The organism is Corallococcus exiguus (assembly GCF_009909105.1).
GTDB classification, from domain to species: Bacteria; Myxococcota; Myxococcia; order Myxococcales; family Myxococcaceae; genus Corallococcus; species Corallococcus exiguus.
The window spans coordinates 235,046-255,184 of the sequence record NZ_JAAAPK010000011.1; the positions used below are offsets into that span (position 1 = coordinate 235,046).

Here is a 20,139-nt window from a genome sequence, read left to right on the forward strand (position 1 = left end):
CAGGCCCAGCAATCTCAACGGGTTGCTGGGCTGTTTCTCATTCCGTCAGCGTCATGTGCCCCCAATGTGCCCCTCCGGCGCCGGATGGAACCGAGGCACGGGCCTGTCGAGCTGCTGAACCGCGCTCTCCCGGGCTTCTGGAGCGAGGTGGGCATACCGCAGGGTCATCGCGATCTCCGCGTGGCCCATCAGCTCCTGGATGACCTTGAGCGGTACGCCGCGCATGGCGAGATGGCTGCCGTAGGTGTGGCGCAGATCATGCCAACCAATGCAGCCCTGCTCACGGGTGATGCCCGCGCTTCGCAGCAGCCGAGGAAGCGGTGACTGCATCCGGCTGGCCGTCAGTGGCTGTCCATCCTGCTGGCAGAAGACGTAGGGCCCGCGCAGATGCCGGTGCGCCCTGAGTACTTCGACCACGGAGGCTGGCAGGTCCACCGTCCGCTCACGTCCACCCTTCGGCAGATCCGCGACGCCACGCCAGATGGTCCGCCGGACGCGCAGCTTTCCACGCGGCAAGTCCAGATCGCTCCACTGGAGCCCTATCAACTCGCCCTGCCGCAGCCCCGCCTTGAGCGCCACCAGGACCAGCGGCTTCCATTCTGAATCCGCGACAGCAACCAGTCGGTCTGCCTCCTCGAAGGTGAGGAAGTCGAAAGCGGGCTTCGCAAGGCGACCCAAGAGCTTCACACGCGGAGCCTCTTGGATGACCTGCTGCTCCTTCGCGACAACCAGGAGCTTGCCGAGCACCGTCAGGACGTTGTTGATGGTCTTCGGGCTCAAAGGCGCGGGCTTCACGTCCTTGCGCTTGCGAAGCGCGGACTTCGTGGCGCAGACCTTCCGTGCATGAGCACCGGACTTCTTTTTGCGCAGGAGCGCCTTGAAGTCCTCGATCTCCGCAGGGCCGATGACGTCCAGAAGCTTCTCCCCGAAGAAAGGGAGGATGTGGTCATCCAGGATCTGCTTCTTGCTGATGACGCTGGAGTATTTGTTGTTGTTCTCGCTGTAGGTGATGAAGCGCGGTGCGAACTCCGCCAATGTGACGCGCTTCCTCTCTGTTTGCTCCTTTCCGAAGGTCCCTGTGAGCAGGGCGTGACGGATCTGGCGCTCGTACTCTTCGGCGCCCCGGCGGGTGTTGACGGGCGATGCCTTGCGGACTCGCTCCACCCTCCCGTCGGGGTGCTGGTACTTCACGTCCACCCACCACGCCTCCTGCACCTTGCCCTCTTTCGTCTTCCACTTCCGCAGTCTGATGCTCATCGGTTCTCTCCGAGCGCAGGACCGCCGTTACCCGGCCGCCATGCTAACAGCGCATCGCGGCGGATGCGGATGGATCGGCCGATGTGGATCACCCCTGGGACCTGAGCGAGTCGGATCGACTCGTAGAGCGTTTTCCGGTTCACGCGCAGGAGCGCTGCGGCCTCCTCGACCGTCAGGAAACCGGGTTCGGTTGCACCGGGCTCGGGGGTGCCCCCGGCTTCTTGCCCATCGTCAGTACGGGTGCTCATGGCTTCCCCTCCACCGTGCGGGTCTCCCGTGCAGGGCCTGGCGTGCGCCCCATTTCCACTCGCGCGTCGTCCAGCACCACGCAGTAGGCCCTCACGCGCTTGCCTTCGACCGACACCTTTCGCGTCAGGTGTCCTTCGTCCTTGAGCGCCAGCCCCTTCATCACCAGCTCCGTCAGCACCTGCCGCGTATCGAAGCGCCCTTCCCGCGCGATCTCCTGCATGGTCGTGTGAAAGATGGCGACGATGCTCCGGCCGGTATCGTCCTTCTCGTCCAGCACCATGCCGGGGCGCTTGAAGGCACCTGACTGGGAGAAGCCCAACCAGTTCGCGGCGACGAAGCCCATGATGAAGTCGTAAGCCGCATCGGCGGTCGCCTGTGTCTCCCGGGACTCCTTCTTCACGGCGGCACAGAAGGCTTGCCCCGCGTCGAGTGCGGCGGCCCGTGCGCGTGACTCTTCTTCGCCACAGACGAGCGTGCGCGCGAGCACGTCCGCCAGTACCAGCAGCGCCGCATAGCGAGCCTGTTCCGCCGTTTCGGTGGCCATCTTGAAGGCAAGCTGCCGGTGCTGCTCACGGAGTTTTTCCAGCCGGTCCGTGTTCGTGTACCGCGCCATCAACTCCAGGATGAAGAGCGGCCCCGCGTGTCCATGGTGCTTCTCCAAGCCCTGGTGCGTGAGCGAGGCAAGGGCCACGTCACCCAGCGGCTGCGCGCAGACCTCCAACGTGCGGTTCTTCGCGCCCGCCGCGCCGCCGACCTGCAAGAGCGGTTTCTCCCCTGAGATGAAAGCCAGCGAGCGCCACGTCTTGCGCGTGCGCAGCTCTCCCGTCTGGGTCGCTCGCGCGCCGCTCGTCTCCGTCCCGACAAGGTAGGCGAGCAGGCTGGTCATGTACTCACGCGTCAGCTGCGTGTCATCCACCCAGGTGGGCAGGTCGCGGTGGCGGGCCAGCTCTCCCTGCAACGCGGCCGACGAAACATCACCGCTGATTTTCAGGCCAGAAGGGCGCCCCCAAACGGAGGTGGTGATGGCCTGCACGGCGGACTTGCCCGCGCCGGAGGGGCCCCAGACGGACAGGCACATGCTGCGCATGGCGAGCAGCCGGAGCAGCGGCGCCGCGAAGCCAGCGGCCCAAGCCATTTCCGCGATGGGTCCCTTGTCCCGAACGGCCAGCATCAGCCGCAGGTGTTCGTCCGCCGAACCAGCCGGCTTCAGCGCGTCGAGGAAGGCCGCGTCTCCAGGCATGATGACCCTGCCGGGCTCACCAATGACCTGCCGCCCCACGACGAAACTCCGTAAGTCATGGGACCAGCCGCTCTGGGTGAAGATGCGCACCCGGGGCAAGATCGCGTGAGAGTGCTGCTCCTGGGCCTGGAGGAAGTCCTGCACCCGCTTGCTGTTGTTGCTGGTGAGCGGGGCACCTCTTCCAGCCAACTCCAGGATGTCGCTTCCCGACACCTTGGCACGCGGCACCGTCTCTACCCGCTCGCGCTGCCCGTACAGCCACCGCACCGTCACGTAGCAGGTGCCATGCTCATCCTCGCCTGTTTCCGTGATGTTGATGGGGGCGGAGGCGATGGTGGAGAGGTTGCCCTTGTCGGTGAACTTGAAGATGCCGAGCGCTTGGCCGTCGTAGATGGCGTAGCCCGGAGCTGCCATCCAGTCATCAGTGCCGGGATGATCTCCAGGCGAAGAGCTGTCTGCGGTCAAGGATGTGCGCGGGCCCCCTCTGCCGCTCAACTCTGAGGCGACCTGCTCGGAATCCGCCCGCGACGCGGCGTACTCCGCATTCACCCGCTGGAGAAGCCGGGCCGCTTCTCGCACGTCATGGTCATCGCACGCCATGGCTTCCACGGAAGGTCCAAGGAGTCGCAAGAGCGTTGCGTCCGACGCCTCGGGGCACTTGAAACGCAGGTACGAAATGAAGGCCCAAAGGTTGTCGTCATGGTGGCCCGAGGGGAAAAGCGCTTCTCCCGCCAGCATTCGTTCGACTGTCGCGGCATGCTTGGAGTCACTCGTCGCGCGCAGCCGTTTCCTGAGCTGGGCCTCCGTGACAGCGTCATGGAGAGGCGGCTGCCACGCGTTGACCGTGTTGGCGGGTAGCGCGGGGACGGAACGGGAACGCTTCGGCTGGGCCGCGTTGCGGATCCACTCCGGCGCTTCCGCGAGCGGCATTTCGTGGGGCCCAAGTCCTTCCACCCAGGCGTACCGCTCCCCGGTGCGGTGGAGGCTGGGCGGCGCGATGACGTATCCACCATCACCTCGGGTATCGATGCCGGGAGCGATGCTGCCAGCCCTCGACACCATGCCCGCGTGGCGGAAGTAGACGTGACAGCCGCCGCCGCTGGTGCGGGCCGTGACGGTGTCAGGCAATGCGCCCCGTTCGGCCTCCAGCTTGAGGAGCATCGTGACGCCGTCGGCCTTGGCGTCGGCATCGACAACGTCAACGCCGGAGGATCCGCCCGTGGCGATGGCGACGTTGGCAGTGGGCCACTGGCGCCACCATTCGCGAATGATCGCCGCGTCCGTGGTGGCGTCCTTCACGCCGTTGGCGGTGTGTGGGTGCTTGCCCGTGTTGCCGCATCGCTCGCCCTTCGGACAAGTGCAAATGAGGGCGCCGGAGGGGATGCGAGCGGGCTCGTAACAGGGGAAGACACGCCAGCCGCGCCCGGCGTACTCCAGGGCCGCAGCTTCCAGTGAGGCAGTCGAATCCAGGTGAGTGGCGTCCACGACAGTTCCAGGGGCAGGAGGGAATGGGAGGGCCTTCGCGGCGAGCCAGAGGGCCGCCACGGTGGCGTTGGGGGAGCGAAGCGGGGCAGGACGGGTGGCGAACCAGAAAGCGGGGCGGGGTCAACCTTCGGGAATCACCGGGGAATCTGGCGACCTGCCCCGCTGCCCCGCCGCCCCGATGGAACACACACGAATCCAAACGGGGGGAATGAGAGGAATTGAAGGACTGGCAAATGCTGCCTTGGCGGCTGTGTTCGTCGTCCTCTCTCTCTATTCTCTAAAACAGGCGGGGCAGGCGGGGCAGGGAGAGGCGACACAAGCAAAAGCGCTGTGGTCACGCGCACTTGGCGGAACGCGATGTGCCCCGCTTCGTGCCCCGGAATGGTGGGGCATCGGGGCCGGGGCTCGTGACTGGAGCAATGGAGCAGGAGGAGGCGCCCACGGTGCCGCGTTGCCATTCGGCCGATTTGAAGCCGCGCGACGCCACACCCTGCACGCCAGGCCAGTCCGTCACTCCGTCACCACGCGTTCCGATGTGGCTGTGGGGCTGGCAGGCAACATGGAGTCGCCGGTTGGGACGAGGGTATAGGCTCGTGGCACAGCGCCCCGCGCACCGGGTGTGTAGCGGAAAGCCTCGCGCACCACGCCCGTGCACAGCAGCAGGGTGAGGGTGCGGCGGATGACGCCCTCTCCGGCTTCAAGGCGCGCGCGCAGCTCCTTCACGGTAAGGCCCTGGGTGCCCGCGCCCCCCAGCGTCGCGATGATGTGATGGCGGTAACTCTCGACAGCTTCAAACATGGTCGTCCTTCGTTGGATGTGACCTCGCGTCCTGTAAATGGGTGCGATTTCCGAAGGTGGTTCACGCGCCGATGGCAGAGACCGCCGACGCTCCCTTGCTTGTGGCTCGTGGACCCGAGCGGTTCAGCGTCACTGCCCGCTGCGGCAGGTCCATGGCTCCCCCCCGGTTCCGATTTCCGAAGCGTCGCCCCGAAAGACCTTGCTCGGCGGTCCCGCACGCTCGAAAAATTCTCAGGAAAAACGCGGGGCCTCGTTATGCGCGGCGTCCCCCCCTGATTCCTTGCCGAAACGACCGCAGGCGAGGGGCGCGCGGAGATCTGAGAACCCAGAGCACCTGCTACGGTCGGCGCCGTCTTCTCGGAGGTTGCCTGCCGGTGCTCCTGGTTTCCCGTCCGTTGCTGATGCTGTCCCTTCTCCTTCTGGGAACGAACGTCACGGCTCAGGAGCCCCCACGCGGGCGTGAGCTGGTGCAGCGGCGGGTGATGCTCGCCCAGGCGGCAACAGGCAACCCGGTGGAGCTGCACGTCGCTTCGGGCTCCGTCACGGTGCTGGAGTTCGACTCCTCCGTGGATCGCGCAGGCGTAAAGCTGGGGGACGCCAGAGACCGCTTGGAACTGGTTGTGGCCACTGAGCGGCTGATCATGCTCAAGCCCACGGCCAACGTGGCGGCGAGCGAACGCATCCTGCTGACTGTTCCCTTTGCGGACGGCATGTCTCCGGCGCGGGCCGTATTCGCGCTCGTCACGAACGCCACGCAGGTGGATGTGCAGGTTCAGGTGTCCCGGTTGCCGCGCACAGCCGAGGCGGTGCAGGCCGAGCTGGACGAGGTGCGCTCCGCGTGCGCGGGCAAGGATGCCGAACTGGCTTCGCTGCGTGCACGAGGCGTCGCCACAGGGCCTTCGGGCATGATCTTAGCCGGGACGTTGGGCTCGGAAGGCGTCCAGGCGAAAGAGCCCACATTGCAGCCAATGAAGCTCACTGACGGGCTGAAGGCTGACCGTGTTACCGCCTTCCGCGGAACAGGGTGGGTCGCGCTCTCGCTGAAAGTTACAAATGAAGGGACTGCGCCATGGACGCCCACGGAAGCCCTGCTTTCCCCAGGCCGTTCCCGTGCCGTTACGGTGACGATGAATGAGCCGAACATCGTCCCGGGAGGGATGGCACGGGTCGTGGTGGAATTCCGTGGCGAAGATTGGCCCGCAGGCAGCGACCATCGGTTGGAGCTGCGCGACAGCATGGGAGCGAGGCGCCTTCTCATGCCCTCCGTGGTGTTCTAGAAGCGCGCGCCATGGTGCTTTTCTTTCCCTCCAGCTTGAAGCCCGGGCAGATGGTGGATGGCTGGCGCGTGGTGAAGCCCCTGGGCTCGGGATCCTTCGGCGCCGTCTACCTCGTGGAGAAGGACGGCCAGCAATTCGCGCTGAAGATGGCCATGCGCCGCGCGAGCAGCGGCGACGCGGAGCAGTCGGACGCGCGCCTGCTGCGGGAAATGGTTTGCCTCGTCCAGGTGAGTGGCCACCCCAACATCGTTCGCACCCACGCCCACGGCCGGTGGAACGACGCGACGCGTGGCTGGCTCTACGTCGTCGAGGACTACGTGGAGGGCTACACGCTGGGCGAGTGGATGGAGAAGATGCACCCCACGGCGCATGAGGTGACGGTCCTCTTCGTCAAGCTGGCGTCCGCCCTCGCCCACGTCCACGAGCGAGGCGTCTTCCACCGGGACTTGAAGCTGAGCAACATCCTCGTGCGTGCCTCCGACGGCGAGCCCTTCCTCCTGGACTTCGGCGTAGGTAGCTATGCGCAGGCGCCCGAATTGACGGAGGGCCCCCTGCCGCCCGGCACCCGGCGTTACCGCTCCCCCGAGGCCACGAAGTTCCTGCGCGAGCACGGCGAGGAGTCCGAGGCGCGATATGAATTCAAGGCCACGGATGACATCTACGCGCTGGGCATCTGCCTCTACGACTTGCTGACGATTGCGCGCCCCTGGAGTGAATCTCCGGCGATGTTCCTGGGGGGCCGGTTGGAGTTGCCCGCGCCACATTCGCTCAACCCTCGGGTGCCAGCGGCACTGGGCGCGGCCGTCCTCCATTTCGTCGCCCGGGACCCGGAGAAGCGTGCCCCCACAGCGGAGGTGATGAAGCGCGAGTTGGCGGCACTGCTGCCCGAAGTGGGAGTCGCGTGGAGGGAGCCCTTTCACGTCCCCAAGCCCTACGTTCAACTCGCCCCCGAGGCACCGCCCCCCGCGCCGTCGCAGGACGAGCCCGCCCCTGCTGCCCGGCGTGGCCTCTCGAACACGCGAAGGGCCTTCGTTGTGGGGCTCGCCGTGCTCTTGGGCGGCCTCGTGCTCTGGCTCTTCACGACGCCCTCGGAGTCTCCTCCGACTGCACAGCGAGCGCCGGTAACACCCTCCTCCGCACGGCAGGAGGCCCCAGCGTCGAAGCAACCTGTTTCCCCTCCAGCGCCCGTCACGATACCCCCTGAAGTAGCCTCTCCCGTGTCCGCCCCCGAGCCGAAGGAAAGTCCTCCCGTGAAGCGCGCTCCCGCTCCCATGTCGTCTCCGCCCGCTCCCTCTTCCGGGAAACCGAGGCCTTTGGCTGTCTCTCAAGGGTGGCCCCCGGTGCAATGGGGTAGCTTCCTCAAGACGTGCGCGGGCCTGACGACCGCCGCTGCCCTCCAGATGGGATGCCCGGGAGCCCAGGTGCGTCCTGAGTCTGCGGAATGCCCCGAGGCCGCGCGCAAGGCGATGTTCAACAAGAAGAAGGACGGCGGTCTTGGGATGCGCAAGGAGGCCACCGTTCCCTTCTGGGTAGACGCGCGTCAGCAGGGCGAAGGTGATCTTGGGGTCTACCGCGAGGGGCCCGTGACGGGCGAGGTGTACACCGACGAAGTGACCGCACTCCCCAAGGGCACGCTACTCTCCGGCTACATGTGGACGGGGAACAAGGACCGGCTGCTGGCGCGCTACACCGAAGCCCGACTTCCGAATGGCCAGAGGGTGCCGGTCTGCATCGAATTGGGGGATTCGGATGAACCCGGGTGGCCCACCAGCGAAGAGTCCAAGCCGGGCGAGATCGTGACCCGCCGTAATTTGGCCGGCATCGCAGTCGAACAGTGGCGTTGAGGCTCCTGCCGAACGTAACGCCTGTTTACGATTCGGACTCCGTCCTTCTCACTAAGAGTGAGAGGGATTCCGGGAAGCGTTGAACCCGCCGAGTCGTTCCCCCTGAGCGATGAGAGCCCTACCTTGCACATTCCTTCGCGCGAACTCCTCTCGCGCGGGTGCAAGGGTATCCACATGGCCCATCCATCCAACCCGCCGCTCTCCAGCGGCGTCGTGCTCTTCACGCAGGGGGACACCTCCTACGAATTCTTCCGGGACCTGGGCGCGGGACGACTGGGAGAGCGCGTCCTGCTCGCCTTCGTTCGGACGCCTCAAGGGCTGGGCGACTGCGTGGTGCTCAAGTGCATTCCCCGGCCGCAAGGAGAAGAGCTGCCCGAAGGCTTCCCACTGACGCGGACGCGGTTGGAGGAGGAGGTGCGGCTCGCGCGCCACCTTCAGCACCCGCGAATCGCGCGCGTCCATGGGCTGGTCGAAATGCCGCATGGGCTGTGCGTGGTGATGGAGAACTTGGAGGGACTATCCCTCAACACGCTTCTGTCGGTGGCCCAGGCGCGCGGGCGCTACTTCTCCGAGTCCTTCGTCCTCTACGTGGGTGCGGAGGTGGCGGCGGCGCTGGACTACGCGCACACGCGCACGGATGAAGCGGGCACGCCACTGGGTATCGTCAACCGCGACGTCAACCCGGGACGCATCCGCCTGGGACCGCGCGGTGAAGTGCGGATGACGGACTTCGGTGTGGCCCTCTCCCGGCTGACGGGGCGCGTGGCGACGTCTTTCCCCCGCCCCCAAGGTGAAGTCCTCTATGCCGCGCCCGAAGCGTTGATGGGCGACGCGGTGGATGCGCGAGCGGACCTCTTCTCCCTGGGGCTGACGCTGCTGGAGTTCGCCACGGGCCGGCACCTCTACGACCCCAGCCACCTGCTCGCGGAAGCGGTAAAGGCGCGGCTGTCGCGTGAGGAGCGAGAAAAGGTGCTGGTGGCGTCCGTGGCCTCCTTGGGTCTGAAGCTGCCGCCTTTCGCGGAGGACATCATCCGGTGTGCCATGTCCTACCGCCCCGTGGACGTGGAACGCGCCGCGGAAGGGCTGTCCGTCCCCCTGCGCGACATCCTCCACACGCTGCTGCGGCCCGAACCCTCGGAGCGCTTCGCCACGGCATCGGAGTTAGAGGGCCTCTTGCGTTCGCGGCTGGCGCAGTTGCCGCCCTACTCGGGAGAAAATGCGTTGAGAGAGGTTCAGCAAGCCCTCGCAGAATCCGAGAACCAACTCTGGGACCTTGAGGTGCCGGATGATGAGGGCGGGATTGCCGTGCCCATGCTCGACACGCCCCACCCTGACGAGATTCCGACCACACCCGCGAGCCGCAGCGGCTCACGAAAGCTGGCCCTGAAGAAACGTCACCCAGACGACGTGACGACGGTGCCAGGCCCAGGGGCGCGCCGAACAGGAAGCCGGCAACCAGCTTAACATCCTCGAACGTGGCCATCGGCGGCCCCCGACCCGTCCAGACTCAACTACGATCACTCTACCAACGCTGCATCCGGCACTTTGAAACCATGACAATTTGGAACATTGATGCGCTTGACGTGTGCAGGCTCCAAGGCGAAGACAAGAAGCTAACAGACCTTATTGACTCACTTATACGGTCAGACGCTCTATTGGCCGGCATCCCCCTGAGTTCAATTCACACCAATCTTCGAACCAACATTTCGGACGGTGGGGTTGACGCAAGTGTGCATGCAGCCATTCCCACTGCGTTCATTGGGTTCTTCGCAACCGCCACCTGCTGGCAATACAAGGCCACGAGGTACGCATCAATTACAAATTCTGACCTCACCGACGAGATCAGAAAACCGCATTCGAAAAAGCTAATCCTTGAGGGAGCCGCATACCGCCTCTGCATTTCTGACGACATGCCTCCACAGAAGCGCAACGACTGGGAGGAGATAATAAACGCAGAAATTAGGAAAATCTCCAGCGACGCCCCAAAGGGCATGGTCGTCACCGCAGGGCAGATAGCGGCCTGGGCATCTCTTACCCCAGGCATAATAATCCAATTCTTCAAGCCTGAGCTAAAGAACCTGCTTTGCTTCAAGGCATGGCACCGGAGCGCAACCAACCAAATCAAGACGTATGTCCCGATCCCAGCGTGGGCATCAATCTCTGAAAAAATCAACAACCACATTGACTTCACCCGCACACCCGAAAGCATTCTACTTCCACTACAAGGCGAGCCAGGAGTCGGGAAAACAAGACTTACACTGGAGACACTTGCATCAAACGTCGCCACACAAGGACTCGTCGTATACACCGCCAATGATTCGACGGCAGAAAATATTGCCTACATGCTATCAAACACAGATGGGGCAAGGGCAATTCTGGTCGCCGACGAGTGCTCACTAACCAAAAGGCTCGCAATCGAAAAAGCGCTATCCGGAGCACCTGAGCGCATTCGAGTCATAGCGATCGACAACACTGGCGATCGCCCGCCTGAAGGCGCGCCTGAGCCATGGCTTGAACGCATGCCCAGCGACAGTCTGGAGGCAGTTCTTGAACAAAATTATGGCCAGATCCCCAAAGACAGCAGAATAGCGTATGCACAACTCGCTAGCGGCTACGTGCGACTTGCCGCTGACCTATGCCGACAACACGGCCGCATTTCCGCCCAGGGCGTCGGCTCCGCATTGGCTAACATAAAGAACTACCTTCATGCCCGGCTAGAGAAAGAGGAACTCGAAGTCCTTGAAATGCTCTCCATTCTTCACCGAACAGGATTCAGAGAGGACGTCGATCAAGAGTTCCGAGAACTTTGCCAACTCACTGGCATCACCTATGAGAAGGCTTTCACCACAGCAAGCAAGATCAAGGATAATTCCGGCTTCATATCTCTATCCAAATACGCCTACATCACACCAGAAATCATTGCCCACGTGGCATTTGAGGGAGCGTGGAGGCGATGGTTCGCATCTGCGCCCACCAGCATGCTATCGCGCATGCCCAATACGATTCTTCGATCTTTCTCAAAGCGCGTTTCGAAGCACGGCTCACCAGAAGCAAGGAGGGAGGTGAGCAACTTCTTCTTAACGCGAGCGCTATCCTTTGAACCTCACCATCTAAGCGAAAACAGCAGAGTTCAAGAATTCGAGACAATCTGCGAAATTGATCCCGAGAAATTCCTTCCTATTCTGGCGTCAACAATCGCAAGGGCGAGTCACGAAGAACTAACAAAAGAAGCCTTTGACGTCCGATCTGGAGAATGGGGACCAAGACGCAAGCTTGTCTGGCTCGCCGAAAAAATGGCTGCTTTTCCAGAACACTTCTACACAGCCGAAACTATTCTCTGGCACCTTGCGCTTCACGAAACAGAAAACGACATCAGCAACAATGCCACCAAGATATGGATCCAACTCTTCAGAATAATGCTCTCCGGAACAGCTACACCCTTCGACACGAGGATGGCTCGCCTAAGGGAGCGGGTAAGCAACGCATCACCAGAAGAACAGCCACTCACGCTCCGAGCACTAGATGGCATTCTTGAGCCGCACGCATCCCGGATGGTCGGCCCCGCAGTTATTTCAGGCAGACTTACGCCTGCCAATTGGCAGCCCCAAACGTACAGGCAACAACGCGAATGCCTCGAAATGGCACTACAACTACTTTGTTCAATAACCACTAACCCCAACTCCGACCTCGCAGACCGAGCCAAGACCGCTCTCGCCAAACGTACTCGGACTCTATTGGGAGCCGGATTTTTGGACATCATACGTGGCGCTTGGAACAACACCCCGCCACACAGCCATCATCGCCCTTATATTATTGAAGGCATAAATCACTTCTTAAGATACGACCTCCCTAATTTCGAGGGGAAAGAGGGCATCGACACAAAGAAGATCGAGCAAAGTGTTCGAGAATGGGCGTCGATCATCAAACCACAAGACCTGCACAGTCAACTGGTAGTGCTGCTTGGCAGTCATTCGTGGAGTGATTTGGGGCTTGAGGGCGAGGAGCAAGACTGGCAAAAAGTGATGGAGCCATACGCCAAGGCTTTTCTTGGCGATATTGAGCTTTTCAAGCAAGAGTTGCCCTGGCTTTGTTCTGGGCTGGCTCCAAGAGCATTCTTACTGGGCGAAGCGTTGGGACTGATTGACCGAGCCTCCAACCTTCTCGACCTGATTATTGATGCCACTGAGCAGCACGGCTCCGTTAGCTTTCCAGGGGCATACATTTTCTCCCAATTGAAATCCCATCCGGAAATATCAACCAAGCTCAACACATGGCTTGATCGCATCCAGGAGACCAATCCTGCCTTGGCATTCAACGTTATTATGTCAGGGGGGACTCAACTCAACTTTGTCAGTCGCGCGTTGGCGCTAGTTGACGCAGGGAAATTGCCTGCCACCTCTTTGCAGTCGTTTCAGTACGGCCGACTTGAGGCCCTTGCTGAAGACGAGGTTCTGAGCATACTGGAGAGGCTAATCAAGGCCGTGTCAGATGACGACAACGGACCAGTTGAAATAATCCTGGAGTTTCATGGGGCCCTCAAGCGCAAGGCTTCCTGGACGGGACAAACACGCAACACCTATACAGACATTATCTGGAAGGCTCTGGAAGTCGGGACTGAGGAAAAAGGTGCATTCTGGTGGAAGAGGGCTCTTGAGGAGTTTTCAGCTCAAGACCCATCGAGAGCTGCGGCCATTGCAGCAAGAGCGCTAGTAGGCGAAGGGTACGACCAGAAAGAGTCAGCAGAAGGCATTCTGACTCACTTGGCTGAAAAACATCCTGACTTGGTAATGAGCGCGCTCGGCGAAGTCATGCTCAAGGGCGACAGAAACCAGCTCTTCTACATCTTCAAGTTCACAACGCTATTTGAGTCCATCAAAACATCAATCGTAACGGACTGGACTAATGCCAATGGAGTGGAGGCCGCCCGTCGACTCGCTCGTCATTTGCCTTCTCCATACTTGGACGGCGAGGGGCTCCCTGTTGTACCTGAGCTAACAAGAAAGGTCCTTTCTGATTTCGAGAGCGATGAGCGTACCTTTCAAGAGTTTTGTGCCGGGACACACTCATTGGAACTGATGGTTGGAGACATCGCAGGTCAGTATGATCAGTATGCCAACGTTGCGTCAAAGTTCCTCGCGCACCCTCTTCGTAGAATCCGCGAGTGGGCTCAATACGAAATCAAGAGCGCCAATAGCCGTGCCCAGTCTTGGCGCGACCACGAAGAAGATCGTGATGATTGATACGTATTCCGAGGCTTAGATTATGTAGGTAAGTTTGAGTTGGTGGCGAATCCCAGCGAGAAGAACCAAGAAGGGGAAGTCGACAGCGCGCTTGTTGCAGCGCGTTATCATCCGTCAAAAGCGACTTCGTTGGCCGTTGAGCCTCTCAATGCGATTGCGCCGCTGGTAGGTCGTGCGGTTCGTCACCACAGTGTGCCCCCAGTGTGCCCCTCCAGCGAGGTTCGAGGCGGCACACCGGGGAACAGCTTGGAATGGGTCGGGACGACGAACCCGAGCAAGTCCAAGGCGATGGCGGGTAACTGCGCGTCCTGCTTGAGGTTTCCCATCGCCCTGCCTGCGGGTTCGAATCCCGCCTTCGGCACATCATCTCCCAAGGAGCATGGGCCTCCACATGGCCCCTCCTTCACGCAGAACGATGCGAGCCCGCATCGTCCGGCGGTCCGTGCCTGTCCTGCTCGATGCGGCGATAGAGGAAGTACGAGTAGAGCACGGGAATCACCACCGCGACGGTGACCGCCGCAATCACGGGGACCGGACCACCGCCGAGAAGCCCCGAGACGAGGACGATGGCTCCCGCGAGGACGAAGAGCCTTCCTCCCAGGCGATGCGTGCGCAGCCAGACCTCGTCGCTCGCGAGCGTCCAGGGCGTCCGGATTCCACAGAAGAAGTTCTTCGTGAACTTCCCCATGTAGTTGCCCAGGATCACGAGGACCAGGCCCGCGGCCGCGGGAACCACGCGCGCCATCGGTACGGCCACGCCGATGCCCCCGAGCAGGACCAGGGCGTTGAGCAGGAACAGGAACGCGACCAACACCACCTGGATGCCCTCGAAGACGCCCTGGAATCGCTCCACGCGGTATCCCCTGGGCGAAATCCGCGGCACGGCCACCAGGACCAGGTACATGGCAGCCATCAGCAGCGGCAGGACGAAGGGTCCCCAGGGCTTGGGCGTATACCCATCCACCACCCCCTGGGCATTCCAATGCGTGGGCATCCACTCCGGCAACTGGCCGTAGAGAATGACGGCCATCGCGAACGCCGCGACGACGAATCCCAGACTCAGCACATGGGCTCGGCTGATTCTCATGACCGCCCTCCGTTCCCCTTGTCGACCTTGAAGAGGTCAAGAAGGACCGCCGCTACGTCCTCGAACACGGTCGTATTGAGGGAGTAGACGATTTGCTGCCCACGGCGCTCGCAGCGCACCAGGTCCGCGGCCTTGAGCACGTTGAAGTGATGCGATAGCGACCCCTTCGTGATGTCGAACGCCTCAGCGAGCTCTCCCGCTGACTTCGAGCCGCCCTGCAGCAGCTTGAGCACCTTGCGCCGGGTCGGATCTGAAATTGCCTTGAAGACCTCCTGCGTTCGCATCACGACCTTTTGATGTTTTGAATAACGTCAAAATAACCACCAGAAAGGCCCTGTCAAGTGGGATGCATGGGGCACCGGGCCTTGGGGGGCATGCCGGGACGGCAACCCCGAGGGCCCTCCTGCGCTCCATGAGCCAACCGACTCATGGGGCGAGGCCAAGGACCGGCGAGACACTGAGGATGGTGGACGCCTCACTGGGGCCCTTCATGCCGCTCCAAGGAGACATGCCCCCTCCCGTGGCGGACGACTACCGGGGGCCGTGGGCTCGGGATGCCCGGCGCCTGATGCCCCTGGGTGGGGCTTCACTCCAGTCTCGCGGCGCTCTCGAACCACCCGTCGTCGATGACCTCGACGCCACCGCGGCTCATCTCCGGCCCCGGCTGCTCCAACGTGAGCCCGCGCAATGTCTTCGCTCCGAGTCGCTCCCACTTCGCGCGCAGCGCGGGTCCTACCCCATGGAGGTCGTGCTCATTCATCACCGTGCATCATCCTGAGAAACCTCTCATGAGAATAAAGGCAGACAGCCTCAGGAAAGAGCTGTTAAACTGCCGGCAGGTGTCCCCTGCGGTCATCCATTGACCGCAAGGGATTCCAGCTCCCCATCACAAGGCAATGCCTGCCACCGGCCTCCCCGCGCCATACGCCTGGGGTGTGCCATCTCACGTCTGGAGCACCACCTCTTGAAACGCCATACCCTGCAACTCATGTTGGGAGTGATTGCCCTGCTCCCCTGGACCCGTCAGGCCCACGCGGCGGACTGGGAAGACCTCATCGTCCCGGAGACGTTCCGCCAGGGGCACTACGACCCCGCGAATCCAACGGTCGCCCCCCGGGGCGTGTACGTCGCGCCGTATTCCATCAACACGGGGGAGACCCCCACCTTCTACATCCAGAGCCCGGAGTCCTTCCGGCTGCGCATCTACCGGCTGGGCTGGTACGGCGGCGCGGGCGCGCAGGTGGTCCACGACTCGGACACCGCCCCCGCGACGACCTACGGGCCCATCTCGCAGCCCCGTTGCGGCACGGAGACGCCCACCACCGCCCCCAACTACCTGGCGATCCGGCAGCAAGAGGTGGACTACGGCCTGGTGGAATGCGCGTGGAGCAACCCCGTGCAGCCCTCCGTGGGCACGCTCAGCTCGGGGGTGTACTTCGTGCGGATCACCCCGAAGGTGACCTCGCCCAAGGAGACGCTGGCGACGTTCGTGGTGCGCGACGACGCGTCCACGGACCGGCTGATCATCGTCAACCCGACGACGACGGAGGTCTACAACCCCTGGGGGGAGACGCTGCACACCAGCACCACGGCTCAGCCCTGTGAGGGCTGGCCTTCGTGCCCCTGGCGCGGCATGTACGCCTACGAGCGGGCCACCAAGGTCTCCATGGCGCGCCCGTCGTGGAACGTCCCCACCCACTTCAAGACGGACGTCCCGCTGCTGCGCTACCTGGAGAAGAACGACCTGCCGTACACGGTGGCCACGGACTACGACGTCTCGCGCTTCTCGGCCCTGCTGACCTCCCGGCGCTCGGCCATCATCTCCGGTCACGGCGAGTACTGGGACATGACCACGCGCAACCGGCTGGAGTCCTTCGTCGCGGGGGGCGGCAACCTCGTCGCCATGGCGGGCAACACCGGCTACTGGCAGATCCGCTACGAGGCCTCCACCACGGGCAACCCGGGCCCCATCATCGTGGGCTACAAGGACAACGCCACCGACACGACGACCCCGTCGTCCACGTGCCGTCCTGGCGTCACCGTCCCCGCATCGAGACCGGACTGCTCGGATCCGATGCTGTCCGTCAACCCCAGCCTGACGACCACCTGGTTCCGGGCGCCGCCGGTGCACAAGCCGGAGCAGGAGCTGCTGGGCGTGCAGTACCCCATCGACCCGGCCGGCAACACCTTCGAGCTGCCGCTCACCTTCTTCACGGACACCGTGGCGGCCCGCCCCAGCCTGGGCACCGGCATCACCGCGACGGGCAACACGCTCATCGGCTCGTACGTCTCCTCGCAGAACGTCTACGTGGGCAACCTGGGGTGGGAGGCGGACTCCATCCACCCCAACCAGCTGTTCCGGATCGATCCCACGGCGTGCGTGCTGCCGCTGGGACAGGGGAAGTTCTCCGATGATCCGACGTGGGCCTCGAACAACCCGACGCCCTTTGGCAACGAGTTCACCCACCTGGTCCTGTACCGCCCCAAGGCGACCAGCGGCCACGTCGTCGCGGGTATGAGCATGCTCTGGAGCTGGGGCCTGGATGACTGGGCGACGTTGCACCCCCTGGGCGGCCCCATCGTCTCCCGGGTGGACCCGCGGCTGCAGCAGTTCACCCGCAACCTGCTCGTCTCCAGCGACGGCGCCGGCTTCGGGACCGACTGTGACCGTGGCGTCGACTTCGACGTCTGGTTCGGAGATGCCTTCACGGACACGAAGGCGGATGGCAACACGGCCCCGTCCGGTGGCGACGGCAGCCCGGTGGAGATGATCGTCAAGGAGCGCGACTACCCGGGCCGCTGGGGAAGCGTGGCCCTGGAGAAGCAGGCGGGCTCCCTGAAGCTGGTGCCCACCTTCAAGGAGGTGGCGCGGCTGACGGACTGGGCGGTGGCCAGCAACGCCTACAACCTGTTCCTGGCGGACGTGAACGGCGACGGCAAGAAGGACCTCATCGCGCAGAGCCGCGTCAACGGAACGTTCGACGTGGCCCTGAGCAACGGCGACCGCTTCGTCCCTGGCAGCACCTCCTGGCTCACGGGCTGGGCGGTGGGCAGCGCGTATGACGTCTTCGTCGCGGACCTCGACGCGGACGGCAAGGCGGACCTCGTGGCCAAGGAGCGCACCGCGCCGGGGACCTGGTACGTGGCCCTCAACACCGGGACGCAGTTCGTCCCCGCGTCGAGCAGCTGGCTGACGGGCTGGGCCGTGTCCAGCAGCGCGTACGACCTGTTCGTGGCGGACGTGAACGGCGACCACAAGGCGGACCTCGTGGCGAAGGAGCGCACCGGCTCCGGCCTCTGGTACGTCGCGCTCAACACCGGCAGCGGGTTCACGGCGCAGCCCGGCTCGCTCGCGGGCTTCGGGGTTCCCAGCGCGGACCATGACCTGTTCGTGGCGGACGTGAACGGCGACGGCAAGGCGGACCTCGTGGCCAAGGAGCACACCGGCACCCAGGCCTGGAAGGTGGCGCTCGGCACGGGCACGGGTTTCGTGCCCCAGACGTCCGCGTGGCTGACGAGCTGGGCGACGAGCAGCAGCGCGTACCGCCTCTTCGTCGCGGACATGGATGGGGACGGAAAGGCGGACCTGGTGGCCCGGGAGCGCACCTCCCCGGGCGCCTGGTACGTCGCCCCCAGCTCTGGCAGCGCCTTCGTTCCGCAGACCGCGCGGCTCGACGCACGCTGAGCGGTCCAGGGGAGCCGGGGCCCCGCGCACGCGCGAGGCCCCGGAAGCCCCGGCCCGGCGCTTCGACATACATGGGGCCCGCTTGAGCAGATGCGAGCGGGACGAGCGGAGGCAAGGAGGACTCATCGTCGGCCCAGGCGCGGGCGGAGCCCAGCGGGAGGCTCGTCCTGCACAAGCTGCTGGACAACCAGTTCCTGGAGATGGGGTGCCTGCCACTGCCGGACAACTGGGTCCTGGACAATGGCAAGGCAGCCATGAGCGGCCCGGGCAACGTCAACGTGCAGGCCAACAAGGCTGCCTTCGAGGCCCAGCAGCGCACCTTCCACGAGAAGAACGACGCCATCCACCAGGCCATCGCGGCGACCTACGCGCAGGCCAACGCCGCGTCGGACCGCATGCACCACCGCTTCGTGAACTCCCTCAAGGACGAGGAGACGGTGCGCAATCCGGGCGACGGTCAGCGCTACCAGGTGCAAACGGGCGCGAACCCGTACTGGATGAACAGCAACGGCCAGTACGTACCTTCAAACGACCCGAACTACGACCCGAACCACGATCCCCGCCTCAACCACCAGACGTGGAAGAAGACGGACATCGAAGACTGAGGGACAGGCCGCCCTGCATGTCAGCCCTTTCCAGAATGATTCCCGGCGACACCCGCTGAATCCTTCTGGAGGCGCACATGTATCGATGGTTGCTGTTCGCGGCGCTCACCGTCACCACGACGGCGGGCGCGAAGCCCAACACCCCGCTGTACGCCACCGGCGCCGGTCCTGGCGGTGGGCCGGCGGTGAAGACGTTCGACCCCAACTCCAACACCAACTGGGTGTCCTTCTACGCCTACGAATCGTCCATGAGCGTGGGCGTGGAGATGGCGACGGGCCGGGTGACGACGAACTGGCGCCCGGACGCCGTCACCGGCACCAGCGAGGGCGGAGGGCCCCTGGTCCGCGTGTTCGACGTCAACACGGGCAGCGTGCTGCGGGAGTTCTTCGCCTACGACTCGAACTTCCGGGGCGGCGTCTTCGTCACCACCGGCGACGTGGACGGCGACGGCTTCGATGAAATCATCACCGCGCCGGGACGGGGCATGGGCCCGCTGGTCCGCGTGTGGAAGGCGGTGGGCACGCCCACGCTCATCAACGAGTTCTGGGCCTACGACCCCGGCTTCACCGGAGGCGTGCGGCTGGGCGCGGGCGATGTCACGCGTGACAACGTCTCGGAGATTGTCACCATCCCGGGCCCGGGCGGCGGTCCCCACGTGCGTGTCTTCAACCGCTGGGGCGGAGAGGTGTATGGCTACATGGCCCCGGTGCCCCGCAAGCCCTGGGACAATCAGTACTACACGAACGGCTACCGCGTGGCGGTGGGCAGCGACCCGTGGGGGACGCCGGAGCTCTATGTGTCCGGCAGCGAGTGGCGCTTCTTCACCCACTTCCAGCGCAGTGATGACTGCTCCATCCCGCCCATCTTCGTGACGCCCAACTTCGTGAGGAAGGCCTACTGGGTCCTGACGCCCTATGCGCACGTCATGCGCATTCCGGACGGCGCCACGCTGGCCCACTTCGGCACGGAGGCGCTCAACGCCGGCTTCCTGGGACAGGAGGTGTCCTACGCGGACTACAAGAACCTCTGCGAGCCCAACGGTGGCGTGTCCTGCAACGTCTTCCAATACCCGTACCCGTACGGCGGCAGCGATCCTGACTATTCGCCCCAGGTGGCCACGCTCCAGCAGCCTGGCGCCGGCCCGCGCCTGCTCACCGGCAGCCCCCAGCTGAAGCTGGGGAACGGGGTGGCGGGCTGCTACTACGACACGATGTTCCAGCCCGGCACCCTCAAACTCTACGAGCGGTGGGGCGCGGCGCTCTGGTCACTCCAGCCCTACGGCGCGTTCTACGGCGGCGTGAAGCCCGCCGCGAACAACGACTGACGTCCGCCGTCGGTCCAGGCGCGACTGGCCCGCCCCGGAACGCACTT

General features: G+C 63.8%; 14 protein-coding genes. 7 read left to right on the forward strand and 7 right to left on the reverse strand.

The annotated features are described in order from the left end of the window. Nucleotides 1-51: 51 nt before the first annotated feature. The 4 genes from GTZ93_RS33800 to GTZ93_RS33815 all read right to left on the reverse strand — a co-directional run bounded on the left by GTZ93_RS33800 (nucleotide 52) and on the right by GTZ93_RS33815 (nucleotide 5,029). The gene (locus GTZ93_RS33800; protein ID WP_139919135.1) at nucleotides 52-1,257 is read right to left on the reverse strand and encodes a tyrosine-type recombinase/integrase; all 1,206 of its coding nucleotides are present in this window, start codon (nucleotides 1,255-1,257) and stop codon (nucleotides 52-54) included. Further along, nucleotides 1,254-1,505 carry a helix-turn-helix domain-containing protein gene (locus GTZ93_RS33805; RefSeq protein ID WP_139919134.1) on the reverse strand — a complete coding sequence of 84 codons (252 nt, stop codon included), beginning with the start codon at nucleotides 1,503-1,505 and terminating at the stop codon, nucleotides 1,254-1,256. The genes GTZ93_RS33800 and GTZ93_RS33805 overlap by 4 nt, the downstream gene beginning before the upstream one ends. After that, nucleotides 1,502-4,231: a bifunctional DNA primase/polymerase gene (locus tag GTZ93_RS33810; RefSeq protein ID WP_161663215.1), complete on the reverse strand. Its 2,730-nt coding sequence runs from the start codon at nucleotides 4,229-4,231 to the stop codon at nucleotides 1,502-1,504. The genes GTZ93_RS33805 and GTZ93_RS33810 overlap by 4 nt, the downstream gene beginning before the upstream one ends. A 510-nt stretch (nucleotides 4,232-4,741) precedes the next feature. Then, on the reverse strand, nucleotides 4,742-5,029 hold the full coding sequence (locus tag GTZ93_RS33815; RefSeq protein ID WP_139919132.1) for a hypothetical protein: 288 nt from the start codon (nucleotides 5,027-5,029) through the stop codon (nucleotides 4,742-4,744). A gap of 374 nt (nucleotides 5,030-5,403) precedes the next feature. Here GTZ93_RS33815 and GTZ93_RS33820 point away from each other — a divergent pair, with 374 nt between their 5' ends. From GTZ93_RS33820 to GTZ93_RS33835, 4 genes are all read left to right on the forward strand, one after another. Further along, complete coding sequence (locus GTZ93_RS33820) at nucleotides 5,404-6,306, forward strand: DUF2381 family protein (RefSeq protein WP_161663216.1); 903 nt, start codon at nucleotides 5,404-5,406, stop codon at nucleotides 6,304-6,306. A gap of 11 nt (nucleotides 6,307-6,317) precedes the next feature. Further along, nucleotides 6,318-8,150 carry a serine/threonine-protein kinase gene (locus GTZ93_RS33825; protein ID WP_161663217.1) on the forward strand — a complete coding sequence of 611 codons (1,833 nt, stop codon included), beginning with the start codon at nucleotides 6,318-6,320 and terminating at the stop codon, nucleotides 8,148-8,150. A gap of 174 nt (nucleotides 8,151-8,324) precedes the next feature. Next, a complete protein-coding gene (locus GTZ93_RS33830; protein ID WP_139919968.1) occupies nucleotides 8,325-9,614 on the forward strand; it encodes a serine/threonine-protein kinase in 1,290 nt (429 codons plus the stop codon). 89 nt (nucleotides 9,615-9,703) lie between these two features. Beyond that, nucleotides 9,704-13,390: a hypothetical protein gene (locus GTZ93_RS33835; protein WP_139919967.1), complete on the forward strand. Its 3,687-nt coding sequence runs from the start codon at nucleotides 9,704-9,706 to the stop codon at nucleotides 13,388-13,390. Between the two features lie 403 nt (nucleotides 13,391-13,793). Here GTZ93_RS33835 and GTZ93_RS33840 read toward each other — a convergent pair whose 3' ends face one another. From GTZ93_RS33840 to GTZ93_RS33850, 3 genes are all read right to left on the reverse strand, one after another. Further along, complete coding sequence (locus tag GTZ93_RS33840) at nucleotides 13,794-14,477, reverse strand: SdpI family protein (protein WP_139919965.1); 684 nt, start codon at nucleotides 14,475-14,477, stop codon at nucleotides 13,794-13,796. Further along, nucleotides 14,474-14,761: an autorepressor SdpR family transcription factor gene (locus tag GTZ93_RS33845; RefSeq protein WP_120577555.1), complete on the reverse strand. Its 288-nt coding sequence runs from the start codon at nucleotides 14,759-14,761 to the stop codon at nucleotides 14,474-14,476. The genes GTZ93_RS33840 and GTZ93_RS33845 overlap by 4 nt, the downstream gene beginning before the upstream one ends. Nucleotides 14,762-15,063: 302 nt before the next feature. After that, on the reverse strand, nucleotides 15,064-15,237 hold the full coding sequence (locus tag GTZ93_RS33850) for a hypothetical protein (protein WP_161663218.1): 174 nt from the start codon (nucleotides 15,235-15,237) through the stop codon (nucleotides 15,064-15,066). 204 nt (nucleotides 15,238-15,441) lie between these two features. Between GTZ93_RS33850 and GTZ93_RS33855 the strand changes: the two genes are divergently transcribed. The 3 genes from GTZ93_RS33855 (at nucleotide 15,442) to GTZ93_RS33865 (ending at nucleotide 20,092) form a co-directional block, all read left to right on the forward strand. Beyond that, nucleotides 15,442-18,162, forward strand: coding sequence for a VCBS repeat-containing protein (locus GTZ93_RS33855; RefSeq protein ID WP_139919964.1), 2,721 nt, complete (start codon nucleotides 15,442-15,444; stop codon nucleotides 18,160-18,162). A 200-nt stretch (nucleotides 18,163-18,362) separates the two neighbouring features. Next, complete coding sequence (locus GTZ93_RS33860) at nucleotides 18,363-18,767, forward strand: hypothetical protein (RefSeq protein ID WP_139919963.1); 405 nt, start codon at nucleotides 18,363-18,365, stop codon at nucleotides 18,765-18,767. Between the two features lie 77 nt (nucleotides 18,768-18,844). After that, entirely contained in the window at nucleotides 18,845-20,092 is a 1,248-nt protein-coding gene (locus GTZ93_RS33865) for a hypothetical protein (RefSeq protein ID WP_139919962.1), read from the forward strand. The last annotated feature ends 47 nt before the right edge of the window (nucleotides 20,093-20,139 follow it).

What these genes read in the sequence shown, in the direction of transcription:
- GTZ93_RS33800 (WP_139919135.1), bottom strand. Translation starts at nt 1,257, where the DNA reads ATGAGCATCAGACTGCGGAAGTGGAAGACGAAAGAGGGCAAGGTGCAG.
- GTZ93_RS33805 (WP_139919134.1), bottom strand. Translation starts at nt 1,505, where the DNA reads ATGAGCACCCGTACTGACGATGGGCAAGAAGCCGGGGGCACCCCCGAG.
- GTZ93_RS33815 (WP_139919132.1), bottom strand. Translation starts at nt 5,029, where the DNA reads ATGTTTGAAGCTGTCGAGAGTTACCGCCATCACATCATCGCGACGCTG.
- GTZ93_RS33825 (WP_161663217.1), top strand. Translation starts at nt 6,318, where the DNA reads ATGGTGCTTTTCTTTCCCTCCAGCTTGAAGCCCGGGCAGATGGTGGAT.
- GTZ93_RS33830 (WP_139919968.1), top strand. Translation starts at nt 8,325, where the DNA reads ATGGCCCATCCATCCAACCCGCCGCTCTCCAGCGGCGTCGTGCTCTTC.
- GTZ93_RS33835 (WP_139919967.1), top strand. Translation starts at nt 9,704, where the DNA reads ATGACAATTTGGAACATTGATGCGCTTGACGTGTGCAGGCTCCAAGGC.
- GTZ93_RS33840 (WP_139919965.1), bottom strand. Translation starts at nt 14,477, where the DNA reads ATGAGAATCAGCCGAGCCCATGTGCTGAGTCTGGGATTCGTCGTCGCG.
- GTZ93_RS33845 (WP_120577555.1), bottom strand. Translation starts at nt 14,761, where the DNA reads ATGCGAACGCAGGAGGTCTTCAAGGCAATTTCAGATCCGACCCGGCGC.
- GTZ93_RS33850 (WP_161663218.1), bottom strand. Translation starts at nt 15,237, where the DNA reads ATGAATGAGCACGACCTCCATGGGGTAGGACCCGCGCTGCGCGCGAAG.
- GTZ93_RS33860 (WP_139919963.1), top strand. Translation starts at nt 18,363, where the DNA reads ATGGGGTGCCTGCCACTGCCGGACAACTGGGTCCTGGACAATGGCAAG.
- GTZ93_RS33865 (WP_139919962.1), top strand. Translation starts at nt 18,845, where the DNA reads ATGTATCGATGGTTGCTGTTCGCGGCGCTCACCGTCACCACGACGGCG.